The sequence below is a fragment of the Nakamurella deserti genome (genome assembly GCF_003260015.1).
Taxonomy (GTDB): Bacteria; Actinomycetota; Actinomycetes; order Mycobacteriales; family Nakamurellaceae; genus Nakamurella; species Nakamurella deserti.
Map to the genome: position 1 here is coordinate 2,378,881 of NZ_QCXS01000002.1, position 13,395 is coordinate 2,392,275.

Consider the following 13,395-nt stretch of genomic DNA (forward strand, 5'->3'; position numbering starts at 1 on the left):
GAGTCGGCGGTAGCTCACGGGGGCCACCGGACCGGCCGCGGGCGCCGGCGGTAGCTCGCCGTGACCACCGGACCGGCCGCGGGGGTCGGCGGTGCGGGGTAGCTCGCCGTGGCCACCGGACCGGCGACAGTCGCCGGTCGCCTCCCCCACGCCGGGCCGTCGTGGCGGACCGACGGACAGCGGACCGACGGACACCGGACCGACCGCAGCAAGCCGGTGACAGCGAGCCGACGACAGCGAGCCGATGACGGTGGACCGGTCAGCGCACCGCCGGGCGCAGTCGCAGGCCGCTCGGGGTGGCCGCGAACCCGGCCTCCTCCAGCGCCGGGGTGACCGGTGAGCCGGACGCGGCCAGCGCCTCCGCCCCGTTGATGCGTTGCACGGTCATCGCGCCCAGACCGCCGCGCGTCACCGCGGCCGCGAAACCCCGGGCCGCGGACGCGAGCACGTCGGCGTCCTCGGTGAAGCTGAGCAGGGTCTTACCGCCGCGCTCGGCGTACAGAGCGATCTCGCCGTCGACCAGCGCGACCATCGCACCCGCGCGGCGGGCCGGCCGGTGCTTCTCATCGGCCATCACCTCAGGCCACGGCAGAGCGGCGCCGTAGGGGTTGGCGGGGTCGGCCGCGGCCAGCACCACGGCCGCCTCGGTCTCGTTCTGCAGGATCTCCGAGCCCGGGGTCCGCACGAAGGTGCGGAGCCGGTCGACCGCGCCGGTGGACGCGAACTGGGCGGCCCCCAGGCCCTCGATGAAGTAGCCGCGCCGGGTGCGGCCGGCTTCCTCGAACGCCGACAGCACGCGGTAGACGCCGGCGAAGTTGCCGGGGATCTCCTCGGCCACCACCGAACCGCGGGTGACGACACCGTAGCGGTCGAGCAGGATCTCGGCGGTGGCGTGCGCCCGGACCGTCGGGTCGGTGTCGACCGGTGGCACCAGTGACCAGCGACCCGCCACGGTCGCCGGGGCGGGCCGTGCGGCGGCGGCGGTCAGCGACGAGCGCGACAGGCCCATCCCCCGCAGCCGGGACCGCGGCGCCGCCGGGCGCTGCTTGTGCGTGGTCTTGCCGCCGGCGAGCCGGGCCCGGACCGGGGTCAGCGTGTCGCCGGTGATCTGGGCGGCGAAGACCAGGTCCCACATCACCTCGACCAGCTTGGCGTCGTCGATGTGGCCGACCCGCAGCGCCACCGCGTCCGACAGCGGACGGAAGAAGTAGGCACCGCCGCCGGCGAGTACCTCGAGCACCGCGCCGTGGATGTCCCCGAGCACCTGCGGGTCCGGTTCGTCGCGGGCGCCGACGGGCAGCGGCAGGGTCAGCGGGGCGGCGTCGGTCAGGTGCAGCGAGACCCAGCCGTCGTCCTTGGCCAGCGCGGCGTGCCCGGCCCAGATGACCTCACCGGCGGCCATCAGCTCGTCCAGCAGGCCCGGCGTGTAGCCGGCGAGACGGGCCGGCAGCACCAGGGTCTCCAGCGCCGAGGCCGGCACCATCACCCCGGCCAGCTGCTCGATGCAGCGCAGCAGGCCGTCGGAGCCGCGGAGCCGGTCCTCCTTGCGGGCGGACGGGCCGATGCCGTTCCAGGCGGGCAGGAAGCGGGCGAACGCGGCCGGCGGCACCGGTTCGACCTCGGCGCGCAGGCTGGCCAGCGAGCGCCGGCGCAGCAGCCGCAGGACCTCCGCATCGACGAACTCGACCGACCCCTCGACGCCGCCGGAGCCGGTGGGCCGGAACTCGCCCTGCACCAGCCGACCGCTGCCGACCAGCCGTTTGAGGACGTCACCGGCCACGGCGGGACCGAGGCCGAAACGGGCCGCCGCGTCGGCGGCCGTGAACGGCCCCCGGACCCGCGACCACCGGCCGAGCAGCGCGAGGAGCGGATCGGCCACCCGGTCCAGGAACGCCTGCGCCACCCCGAGCGGCACGTTGACCCCGAGACCGTCCCGCAGGGCGGCCACATCCCCGGGCTCGCAGTACCTCTCGTGACCGGCGACGCGGACGAGCACCACCCGGCGGGCGTCGACCAGCGCGTCCAGCCAGCCGGCGACGGACGCGGGTTCGGTGCTGCGGGCGGCGATCTCGTCGGCGCTGAGTGGCCCGAGGACGCGGACCAGGTCGACGACCTCCTCGGCGTTGCGCGCCTGCCGGCCCTCGGCGAGGCGCTGCAGCTCGAACTCGGTGCGTTCGATCGCGGCCGGGTCGAGCAGGTCGCGCAGCGCGAGTCCGTCGCCGTGCCCGAGCAGGTCGGCGAGCAGCGACGGGTCGACGGCGAGCGCGGCCGCGCGGCGCTCGGCCAGCGGCGAGTCCCCCTCGTAGAGGAACTGGGCGACGTAGCCGAACAGCAGCGACTGGGCGAACGGCGACGGGGTCTGGGTCTCGACCTCGATGACACGCACGCCCCGGCCGGCGATCTGCTTCATCAGGTCGACCAGACCGGGGACGTCGAAGACGTCCTGCAGGACCTCCCGGATCGTCTCGGCGATGATCGGGAAGGTCGGGTACCGCGACGCGACCTCCAGCAGCTGGGACGCCCGCTGCCGTTGCTGCCAGAGCGGCTGCCGGCGGCCGATCTGCCGCCGCGGCAGCAGCAGCGCCCGGGCCGCGCACTCCCGGAAGCGGGACGCGAAAATCGCCGAACCACCGAGCTCGGTGGTGATGTCGCGTTCCAGCTCGTCGGGCTCGAGCACCACCAGGTCGCCGATCTCCGGCGCGCCACCGTCGAACTCGAGGTCGGGCAGCCGGAAGACGATGCCGTCGTCGGCGTGCATGGCCTGCACGTCGATGCCGAACCGCTCCCGCATCCGGGCCGCGACGGCCAGCGCCCACGGCGCGTGCACCGCGGCGCCGAACGGTGAGTGCAGGACGACGCGCCAGTCCCCCAGCTCGTCGCGGAACCGCTCGACGATGATCGTCTTCTCGTCGGGCAGGGTGCCGGTCGCCGCGCGCTGCTCGGCCAGATAGGTCAACAGGTTGTCGGCGGCCCAGGTGTCCAGACCGGCGGCGGTCAACCGCGTCCGGGCCTCCGGATCGCTGACCTGACCGATCTCACGCAGGAAGGCGCCGTGCGCCCGGCCCAGCTCGGCGGGCCGGCCGAGGCCGTCGCCCTTCCAGAACGGCAGCCGCCCGGGCCGGCCGGGCGCGGGCAGCACCAGGACCCGGTCGTGCGTGATCTCGGTGATCATCCACGAGGTGGAGCCGAGGGCGAAGACGTCACCGACCCGCGACTCGTAGACCATCTCCTCGTCGAGCTCGCCCACCCGGCGGCCCGGGCCCTCGCCACCGGCCAGGAAGACGCCGAACATCCCGCGGTCGGGGATGGTGCCGCCGGAGGTGATGGCCAGCCGCTGGGCGCCGGGGCGGCCGCTCAGCTCACCGTTGCCGCGGTCCCAGACGAGCCGGGGGCGCAGCTCGGCGAACTCCTCCGACGGGTAGCGGCCGGACAGCATGTCCAGCACGGCCTCGAGGACGCCGCGGGACAACCCGGCGTAGGGCGCCGACCGCCGGACCAGCTCGTGCAGGTCGTCGACGGTGATCGGGTCCATCGCCACGATCGACACGATGTGCTGCGCCAGCACGTCCAACGGGTTGGCGACGACGGCCAGGGCCTCCACCGCGCCGGCGGTCATCCGCTCCGACACCACCGCCGACGACACCAGGTCACCGCGGTACTTCGGGAACATCACCCCGTGCGACACGGCGCCGACCTGGTGGCCGGCCCGACCGACCCGCTGCAGGCCACTGGCCACGCTCGGCGGCGTCTCGACCTGGATGACGAGATCGACCGCGCCCATGTCGATGCCCAGCTCCAGCGAGCTGGTCGCCACCACCGCCGGGATCAGCCCGGACTTCAGCTCGTCCTCGACGATGGCGCGCTGGCTGCGCGACACCGACCCGTGGTGGGCCTTGGCCAGGATCGGGGACGCGCCGGCCATCAGGCCGGAGCTGCCCGGCATCAGGGCCGGGAAGCCGTCGGCGGACACGGGCTCGCCCGACTCCTCGCTCGCCGCCGTCAGCAGCCGCTCGCCGTGGATCTCGTTCAGCCGGGCGGTCAGCCGCTCGGCGAGCCGGCGGGAGTTCGCGAACACGATGGTCGACCGGTGCTGGTTGATCAGGTCGACGATGCGTTCCTCGACGTGCGGCCAGATCGACGTCCGCGCGACGTCGCCGGCGGCGGTACCGGTGAGGTCGCCGGTGGGCTCGCCGAGGGCGGTCAGATCGGCCACCGGGATGATGACGTCGACGTCGATCTTCTTGCTGGCCGGCGGCTGCACCATGGTCACCGGCATGCCGCCGGTGAGGAAGCGGCCGACCTCCTCCAGGGGCCGCACGGTGGCGGACAGACCGATGCGCTGCGCCGGCTTGTCCAGCAGGGCGTCCAGCCGGGCCAGCGACAACGCGAGGTGTGCGCCCCGTTTGGTGCCGGCGACGGCGTGGACCTCGTCGATGATGACCGTCTCGACGCCGGTCAGCATCTCCCGGGCGCGGCTGGTGAGGATGAGGAACAGCGACTCCGGTGTGGTGATGAGGATGTCGGCGCCGGCCTTGCCGAACTGCCGCCGCTCCTCGGTCGAGGTGTCGCCGGAGCGGACCGCGACCTGGATGTCGGGGACCGGTTTGCCCTGCAGCTCGGCCTGCACGGCGATGCCGATCAGCGGGGCGCGCAGGTTGCGTTCGACGTCCACGGCCAGCGCCTTGAGCGGCGACAGGTAGAGCACCCGGCACCGGGAGGCGGCGGCCGCGGCGGCCTCCTCCCGCTCCGCGGTGGCCACCGCACCCCGGGCCCCGCGGCGGGGCGCGGCGGGCACCGGAGCGGCGGCCTTGGCCACCACCAGCCGGTCGATCGCGGACAGGAACGCGGCCAGCGTCTTGCCGGAGCCGGTGGGGGCGACGACGAGCGTGTGGTCGCCGTTGCGGATCGCCGACCAGGCCCCGAGCTGCGCCGAGGTGGGGGCGGCGAACGAGCCTCCGAACCAGTCCGACACGAGGTCGGAGAAGCCCGCCTCACGCAGGATGGCGCCGCCGTCGGCAGGGAGGTCCGAAGTCACCCCGCCATTGTGGACCGCGGCACCGACAGTGCCCTGCGGAGCGCGGTCAGCGGCGGTGCCGGTCGAACCATCCCCCCGCCGGCGGCTCCGGGACACCGAACACGGGCGGCTCGCCGGGTTCGACGGGTTCGGGCTCGACCCACAGCACCTCGACCCGGCCGGCCGCCTGGCGCAGCGCCGTCGCGTCGAGTTCGGTCCGGTGCTCCGGGATGTCGAGGTCGGGTGCGGCGACGACCAACGTGAGCGGCCCGTCCGGCGGGAGCGGCGTGAGGTAGAAGGTGGAGTCCGCCGTGCGACCGGACGCGCTGCCCCCGGCCCGTACCAGCGAGACGGCCCCGGATGCGGCGGTCGGCAGGAATCCGCGGGGGCCGCCCAGGTTCGAGGCCCGCCGACCGTCGGAGAACTCCACGCCCAGCATCACCTCGGTCCCCCGCAACCCCGGGAACCGTGCCCCACCGGGTCCGATCTCCCGCGGCGGCAGGTTCTGGCGGGTCCTGGTCTGCAGGGCGAGCTGCACACCGGTGCTGAAGACACGCAGGGCGCCGAGGAGGACCGCGGCGTCAGCCGTCCGCGCCAGGACGAGGGGCCCCGGCACCGGGACACCGACCTCGTTCGGTGGCATCCGGGTCGCCTTCATCAGCGCGCGCATCCGCGCCCGCTCCTCCGGGGTGTCGCCGGGGACGTGGTCACTGTGCATGGCCCACCCCACCACCGGAGCGGGGGTACGGCAACCCCGTCAGCGTGCGGGCACGACGACCCGGCGTTCCGCGGGGGCGGTGACCGCCCGTGCCGCGACGAGCACCGACGCGACGTTGGCCGTGATGATGACGCCGATCCCGGCCCACTGCCCGGCGCCGAGGTGCTGACCGAGACCGATCAGGCCGACGAGGGCGGCGAACACGGGGTGCGCGCTCATCAGGATGCCGAACACCGCGGCGGGCAGCCGGCGCAGCGCCAGCAGGTCGGCGATCTGCGGAACCACCGACGACAGCAGCCCCACCACCACGGCGGCGACGAGGGCGGTGCCGGTCGGCGGGTGGTGCACGAAGGTGACGATGCCGATCGGGATGAAGCACAGCGCCGAGAGGGTCGCCGCGGCGGCCGATCCCTGGACACCCGGCAGCCGCCGGCCGACCTCCCGGTTGAGCAGGATGTAGGCCGCCCAGCAGCCGGCCGCCAGCAGGCCGGCGCCGACGCCGATCCAGTCGGTCGTCGGTGACGGGTCGGTCAGCAGCACCACACCGGCCACGGCCAGCGCGGCGATCGCCGCCGTCCGGACCGTCCAGGCGGTGGCCAGGGCGACGGCCAGCGGACCGAGGAACTCCAGCGTCACCGCGAGACCGAGGCCGATCCGGTCGACCGCGGTGTAGAGGCCGAAGTTCATCACCCCGAAGACCAGCCCCAGCAGGATCGTCGGCCGCCACTGGAACCAGCTGAACGTCCACAGCCGCGGGCGGGCGACGACGAGCAGCGCGATCGCCGAGACGAACTGCCGCACCGCGACCACCCCGACGGGGCCGATCACCGGGAACGCGGTGCTGCCCACGGCCGCACCCACCTGCGCCGAGAGCGCGCTGCCCAGCAGCATCGCCAGGCCGCTGCGGCTCCCGCGGGTGTCGGCGGCCGTCGGGGCGGAGACGGAGGCGGCGCCGGTGGTGGTGGTCATGGCGTCCAGCTTCACGGCCGCTCTCGCATTCGCACAATGCATTCACTGCCGCAGCTATACGCTCGACGCATGGATGTGGAACCCGGGCAGTTGCGCAGTCTCGTCGCGGTGGTCGAGCAGGGCACTTTCACCGACGCCGCCATCGCGCTCGGGGTCTCCCAGGCCGCGGTGTCCCGGTCGGTGGCGCGGCTGGAGGCCGTCCTCGGCGTGCGGCTGTTCCGGCGGACCTCGCGCGAGGTGACCCTGACCACGGCCGGGACCCGGGTGCTGCCGCACGCCCGGCAGTTGCTCCGCGACCTCGACCGGCTCGTCGTCGACGCCCGTGCCGGGCAGGACCGGGTCCGGCTCGGGTACGCCTGGTCGGCGGTGGGCCGGCACACCGTGGAGTTCCAGCGGCGCTGGCACCGCGCCCACCCCGACGTCGAGCTGATCCTGACCCGGACGAACTCGCCGACCGCCGGGATGTCGGAGGGCCAGTCGGACCTGGCCATCGTGCGCAGCCCGGTCGACGCCCGCCGCTTCGAGTCGGTGGTGGTGGGCCTGGAGCGGCGCTACGGGGTGTGCGCGGCCGACGACCCGTGGGCGCGGCGGCGCTCGCTGCGGATGGCCGACTTCGTCCCCCGCCGGATGGCCGTCGACCACCGGACCGGGACCACCACCACCGCGCTGTGGCCCACCGACGCCCGGCCGACGGACGTCGTGGGGACGTCCGACATCGACGACTGGCTGGGGCTGATCGCCGCCGGCGACGTCGTCGGGATGACGTCGGAGGCGACGGTCGCGCAGTATCCGCGGCCCGGCATCGCCTACCGGGTGGTTCGCGACGCCCCGCCGATCACCGTCCAGCTGGTGTGGTGGCGTGACGAACCGCCCCCGGCGGCGGCGCCGTTGGCCGAGTTGTTGTCGGAGCTGTACCGGACCGTGCGCTGACGACCGGCCGGCCGCGCGGGGTGCGATAGCGTTCCGCTCCTGGTCAGCCGACCTCCCCGCCCGGCGAAAGGCCCTCGATGACGACCTCCCCCGCCCGCAACGGCTGGCGCCGGACCAAATCCGTCGAACAGTCCGTCCGCGACACCGACGAACCCGGCAGGAAGCTCAAGCGCACGTTGACCTCCTGGGACCTGACGGTCTTCGGTGTCGCCGTCGTCATCGGCGCCGGCATCTTCACCCTGACCGCCCGCGCGGCCGCGACGGTGGCCGGACCGGCCGTGTCGGTGGCGTTCGTGATCGCGGCGATCGCCTGCGGGCTGGCCGCGGTCTGCTACGCCGAGTTCGCCTCCACGGTGCCGGTCGCCGGGTCGGCGTACACCTTCTCCTACGCCACGCTCGGCGAGCTCGTCGCCTGGATCATCGGCTGGGACCTCGTGCTCGAGCTGGCGCTGGGCGGTGCGGTCGTGGCCAAGGGCTGGTCGCTGTACCTGGGCAACCTGTTCACCCAGTTCGGCGGGTCGCTGACCACCACGGTGGACCTGGGCGGCGTCGAGTTCGACTGGGGCGCCGTGATCATCGTCGCCGTCATCACCGTGCTGCTGATGCAGGGCGCCAAGGTGTCGGCGCGCGTGAACCTCGTCATCACCTCCATCAAGGTCGCCGTGGTCCTGCTGGTCATCGTGGTCGGCTTCTTCTACTTCAAGGCGTCGAACCTGTCGCCGTTCGTGCCGCCGAGCCGGCCGCCGGCCGAGGGCACCGTGGCGGGCCTCGAGCAGCCGCTGCTGCAGCTGATCACCGGCGGGGCGCCGTCCAGCTTCGGGGTCTTCGGGGTGCTGTCGGCGGCGTCGCTGGTCTTCTTCGCGTTCATCGGCTTCGACATCGTCGCGACCGCCGCCGAGGAGACGAAGAACCCCCGGCGGGACCTGCCGCGGGGCATCCTGGGGTCGCTGGTCATCGTCACCGTGCTCTACGTGCTGGTCACCGTCGTGCTGACCGGCATGGTCCCCTACGACCAGCTCGGGCCGCAGCTGCCGGACGGCACCCACGACGGCTCCGCCGCCACCCTGGCCACCGCGTTCAGCGCGGTCGGGGTCGGCTGGGCGGCCAACGTCATCGCCATCGGCGCGCTGGCCGGCCTCACCACGGTCGTGCTGGTGCTGCTGCTCGGCCAGAGCCGCATCATCTTCGCGATGAGCCGCGACGGGCTGCTCCCGCTGGGGATGTCCCGGGTGAGCGAGAAGTCGGGCACCCCGGCACGGATCACCCTGGGCGTCGGCGCCGTGGTCGCCGTCATCGCCGGGTTCTCCGAGATCAGCGTGCTCGAGGAGATGGTCAACGTCGGCACGTTGTTCGCCTTCGTGCTCGTGTCCATCGGCGTGGTCGTCCTGCGGCGGACCCGACCCGACCTCGAACGGTCGTTCACGGTGCCGTTCATGCCGGTGCTGCCCATCCTGTCGGTGCTCGCCTGCCTGTGGCTGATGATCAACCTGACCGCCATCACCTGGGTGCGCTTCCTGGTCTGGATGGCCCTCGGGGTCGTCGTCTATTACGCCTACGGCAGACGAAAGTCACTGGTCGGACGGCGCGCCCGGGAGCAGGATGGCGGAGGGCCGACCGGCTGACCGCGCTCCGACCGGCGGCTCCACCCCGGGACACCCCGACGTCCGCCGCCGCGGCGCCGACCCGTGCGATCCGGAGCCGCCCGTGTTGATCCGCCTGCTGCGCCTGTTCCTCGGTCGCTACCGGGGCCCGTTGACGGTCGTCGTCGTCCTGCAACTCGTCCAGACCGTGGCCACCCTCTACCTGCCCGACCTCAACGCCGACATCATCGACCACGGGGTCGCGGTCGGCGACACGGGCTACATCTGGCGCACCGGCGCGATCATGCTGGGCGTCTCGCTCATCCAGATCGCGGCGGCCATCGGCGCCGTCTACCACGGCGCCCTGACCGCCATGAGCTTCGGCCGGGACGTCCGGCTCGGCCTCTTCCGGCAGGTCGGCTCGTTCTCGGCGCGGGAGCTCAACACCTTCGGCGCACCCTCGTTGATCACCCGCAACACCAACGACGTCACCCAGGTCCAGATGCTGGTGCTGATGGTCTGCACGATGTTCGTCTCCACCCCGATCATGTGCATCGGCGGCATCGTCATGGCGCTGCGCACCGACGGCCCGCTGTCGTGGCTGCTGGTGGTGTCGGTGCCGGTGCTGGTGATCTGCATCGGGCTCATCGTCGTGCGGCTGGTCCCGCAGTTCCGGATCATGCAGGTCAAGATCGACGCCATCAACCGGGTGCTGCGCGAGCAGATCGCCGGGATGCGCGTGGTGCGCGCCTTCGTCCGGGAGGACACCGAGACGCAGCGGTTCGCCGACGCCAACACCGACGTCACCGCTACCGCCCTGAAGGTCGGCCGGCTGCTCGCGCTGATGTTCCCCACCGTGATGCTGGTGCTCAACGTGTCCAGCGTCGCCGTGCTGTGGTTCGGGTCGTTCCGGGTGGACAGCGGTCAGATGCAGGTCGGGGACCTGGTCGCCTTCCTGCAGTACCTCATGCAGATCCTCATCTCGGTCATGATGGCGACCTTCATGGCCACGATGATCCCGCGCGCCACCGTCTGCGCCGACCGCATCATGGAGGTGCTGGAGACCGACAGCTCCGTCGTCCCGCCTCCCGACCCGGTCACCGCGGTGACGGAGCACGCGACGGTCTCCCTGCGCGGCGCCGAGTTCGCCTACCCGGGCGCGGCCGAACCGGTGCTCTGCGACGTCACCTTCGACGCCCGCGCCGGTGAGACCACCGCCATCATCGGCAGCACCGGCTCCGGCAAGACCACCCTGCTGGGGCTGGTCCCCCGGCTGTTCGACGCCACCGGCGGCCGGGTCCTCGTCGACGGCGTCGACGTCCGGCGGCTGGACCCCGACCTGCTCGCCCGGCTGGTCGCCGTCGTACCGCAGAAGCCGTACCTGTTCTCCGGCACCGTCGCGACGAACCTGCGCTACGGCAATCCCGCCGCCACCGACGACGAACTGTGGGCGGCCCTGCGGGTCGCGCAGGCCGAGGACTTCGTCCGCGAGATGCCGGACGGCCTGGACACCGCGATCGCGCAGGGCGGCACGAACGTCTCCGGCGGCCAGCGGCAGCGGCTCGCCATCGCCCGCGCCCTCGTCCGGCGGCCCGAGATCTACCTCTTCGACGACTCGTTCTCCGCGCTCGACCTGGCCACCGACGCCCGGCTGCGCGCAGCGCTGCGCCCGTGGGTGCGCGATGCGGCGGTCATCGTGGTGGCGCAACGGGTGTCGACGATCATCAGCGCCGACCGCATCGTCGTACTCGAGGACGGCCGGGTGGTCGGCACCGGCACCCACGCCGAGCTGCTCGAGACCTCGCCCACCTACCGCGAGATCGTGGAGTCGCAGATGACCGTGGAGGCGTCGGCATGACCCGCAGCACCGTCGACACCACCAAGGCGCCGACCCCGCCGGCCGGACCACCCGCGGGCGGTGCCCCACCCGGCCGGCCGGCAGGTGGGCGGCCCGGCGGCGGCGGGCCGATGGGCGGGATGGGAATGCCCGTGGAGAAGGCGCTCAACTTCCGCGTCTCCGTCCGCCGGCTGCTCCGGATGCTGCGGCCGGACCTGCCGGGCGTCGTCGCCGTCGTCGTGCTGGCCGTGATCAGCGTGGCGCTCAACGTGCTCGGCCCCAAGATCCTGGGTCAGGCCACCGATCTCATCTTCGACGGCTTCATCAGCCGCAACCTGCCCCCCGGGGTGACCCAGGCCGACGCGGTCGCGGCCGCCCTCGCCGCCGGCGACCCGAACCGGGCGCAGCTGCTGTCCTCGCTGCAGCTCACCCCCGGCGTCGGCATCGACTTCCCCCGGCTCGGGGGCCTGCTGACGCTGGTGCTGGCGCTGTTCGTCGGGGCGTCGCTGTTCAGCTGGCTGCAGGGCTTCATCCTCAACGGCATCATCGCGCGGACGATGTACACGCTGCGGTCGGACGTGGAGAACAAGCTCAACCGGATGCCGCTGTCCTACTTCGACGCCCGCACCCGCGGCGAGGTGCTCAGCCGGGTCACCAACGACATCGACAACGTCTCGCAGAGCCTGCAGCAGACGATGAGTCAGCTGCTGAACTCGCTGCTGACGGTGATCGGCGTGCTGACCATGATGTTCGTGATCTCGCCGCTGCTGGCGCTGATCGGCCTGGTCACGGTGCCGCTGTCGGCGGTGGTGACCGCGCGGATCGCCAAGCGCAGCCAACCGAGGTTCATCGCCCAGTGGCGCACCACCGGCGAGCTGAACGGCCAGATCGAGGAGGCCTTCACCGGTCACTCGCTGGTGAAGGTGTTCGGCCGGCAGCGGGAGGTCGAGGAGCAGTTCACCGGCAAGAACGAGGAGCTGTTCCGCGCGAGCTTCGGCGCGCAGTTCGTCAGCGGCGTCATCATGCCGGCGATGATGTTCATCGGGAACCTCAACTACGTGCTGATCGCCGTGGTCGGAGGGCTGCGCATCGCCTCCGGTTCGATGACCGTCGGCGACGTGCAGGCCTTCATCCAGTACTCCCGGCAGTTCACCCAGCCGTTGACCCAGCTGGCGTCCATGGCCAACGTGCTGCAGTCCGGTGTCGCGTCGGCCGAGCGGGTGTTCGAGCTGCTCGACGCGGAGGAGCAGACCCCCGACACGGTGAACACCGCGGCGCCGGCCGTGACCCGCGGCGAGGTGCGCTTCGAACACGTCGACTTCTCCTACCGCGCCGACTCCCCGCTGATCACCGACCTGTCGCTGGTCGCCGAGCCCGGCCAGACCGTGGCCATCGTCGGGCCGACCGGCGCCGGCAAGACCACGCTGGTCAACCTCGTCATGCGGTTCTACGAGATCGACGGCGGCCGGATCACCCTGGACGGGGTGGACGTCCGGTCGATGTCGCGCCACCAGTTGCGCTCCGAGATCGGCATGGTGCTGCAGGACACCTGGCTGTTCGGCGGCACCATCTACGACAACATCCACTACGGGAATCCGCGGGCCACCCGGGAGGACGTCCTGGCCGCCGCGGAGGCGACGTTCGTCGACCGGTTCGTGCACTCGCTGCCCGACGGCTACGAGACCGTCATCGACGACGAGGGCGGCAACGTCAGCGCCGGTGAGAAACAGCTGATCACCATCGCGCGGGCGTTCCTCGCCGATCCGGCCCTGCTGATCCTGGACGAGGCGACCAGCTCGGTCGACACCCGTACCGAGCTGCTGGTGCAGCGGGCGATGGCGGCGCTGCGGTCGGAGCGGACGAGCTTCGTGATCGCGCACCGGCTCTCGACCATCCGTGACGCCGACCTGATCCTGGTGATGGAGGCGGGCGCGATCGTCGAGCAGGGCACGCACGACGAGCTGCTCGCCGCCGGCGGCACCTACGCCCGGCTGTACCGGTCACAGTTCGCCGGGAGCTCCGCCGAGGACGGGTGACCGCTCGGCCGGGCCGGCGGTGCGGGCGGGCCGGTGACGCCGGCGGTGCGGGTCGGCCCGGTGGTGACGAGATGTGTTGCCGGAACGGTGATCCGGTCCTGCGGATCACGGTCGGGCGGTGCGGTCCGGCCCGGCCCGGTCACCAGACGTGGTGCCGGGCCGGGGACCCGATGCCCGGGACCACGGCCGACGTGAATCCGACCCGGGCGTGGTGTCGGCTCGCCGGTGACGAAACCTCCTGCCGCGCCACTGCTTCCGGCCGACGGCACCACCCTCGGGGCGAGACGGGCTGTGCTGCCGCATCTCCCGGC

The 13,395-nt window shown here is 72.8% G+C and carries 7 protein-coding genes; 4 read left to right on the forward strand and 3 right to left on the reverse strand.

Annotated elements, in window-relative coordinates; genetic code table 11:
* Positions 1-259 precede the first annotated feature (259 nt).
* Genes DB033_RS10860 through DB033_RS10870 form a run of 3 tightly spaced genes read right to left on the reverse strand, consistent with a single transcriptional unit; the run spans position 260 to position 6,701 of the window.
* Positions 260-5,035 carry an ATP-dependent helicase gene (locus tag DB033_RS10860; protein WP_111767416.1) on the reverse strand — a complete coding sequence of 1,592 codons (4,776 nt, stop codon included), beginning with the start codon at positions 5,033-5,035 and terminating at the stop codon, positions 260-262.
* Positions 5,036-5,081: 46 nt separating this feature from the next.
* Complete coding sequence (locus tag DB033_RS10865) at positions 5,082-5,732, reverse strand: hypothetical protein (protein WP_111766685.1); 651 nt, start codon at positions 5,730-5,732, stop codon at positions 5,082-5,084.
* A gap of 39 nt (positions 5,733-5,771) precedes the next feature.
* Positions 5,772-6,701, reverse strand: a complete 930-nt coding sequence (locus tag DB033_RS10870; protein ID WP_111767417.1) for an EamA family transporter — start codon at positions 6,699-6,701, stop codon at positions 5,772-5,774.
* Between the two features lie 69 nt (positions 6,702-6,770).
* Between DB033_RS10870 and DB033_RS10875 the strand changes: the two genes are divergently transcribed.
* The 4 genes from DB033_RS10875 (at position 6,771) to DB033_RS10890 (ending at position 13,084) form a co-directional block, all read left to right on the forward strand.
* Positions 6,771-7,631, forward strand: a complete 861-nt coding sequence (locus tag DB033_RS10875) for a LysR family transcriptional regulator (protein WP_111766686.1) — start codon at positions 6,771-6,773, stop codon at positions 7,629-7,631.
* Positions 7,632-7,708: 77 nt separating this feature from the next.
* Positions 7,709-9,253 (forward strand): amino acid permease, encoded by a 1,545-nt coding sequence (locus DB033_RS10880; protein ID WP_111766687.1) that lies wholly within the window; start codon positions 7,709-7,711, stop codon positions 9,251-9,253.
* An 82-nt stretch (positions 9,254-9,335) separates the two neighbouring features.
* A complete protein-coding gene (locus DB033_RS10885; protein ID WP_111767418.1) occupies positions 9,336-11,069 on the forward strand; it encodes an ABC transporter ATP-binding protein in 1,734 nt (577 codons plus the stop codon).
* The gene (locus DB033_RS10890; RefSeq protein WP_111766688.1) at positions 11,066-13,084 is read left to right on the forward strand and encodes an ABC transporter ATP-binding protein; all 2,019 of its coding nucleotides are present in this window, start codon (positions 11,066-11,068) and stop codon (positions 13,082-13,084) included. The genes DB033_RS10885 and DB033_RS10890 overlap by 4 nt, the downstream gene beginning before the upstream one ends.
* Positions 13,085-13,395: the final 311 nt, after the last annotated feature.

Bases quoted from the DNA above. Each gene is read 5' to 3' on its own strand.
- DB033_RS10865 (WP_111766685.1), bottom strand. From the start codon at position 5,732: ATGCACAGTGACCACGTCCCCGGCGACACCCCGGAGGAGCGGGCGCGG.
- DB033_RS10870 (WP_111767417.1), bottom strand. From the start codon at position 6,701: ATGACCACCACCACCGGCGCCGCCTCCGTCTCCGCCCCGACGGCCGCC.
- DB033_RS10875 (WP_111766686.1), top strand. From the start codon at position 6,771: ATGGATGTGGAACCCGGGCAGTTGCGCAGTCTCGTCGCGGTGGTCGAG.
- DB033_RS10880 (WP_111766687.1), top strand. From the start codon at position 7,709: ATGACGACCTCCCCCGCCCGCAACGGCTGGCGCCGGACCAAATCCGTC.
- DB033_RS10890 (WP_111766688.1), top strand. From the start codon at position 11,066: ATGACCCGCAGCACCGTCGACACCACCAAGGCGCCGACCCCGCCGGCC.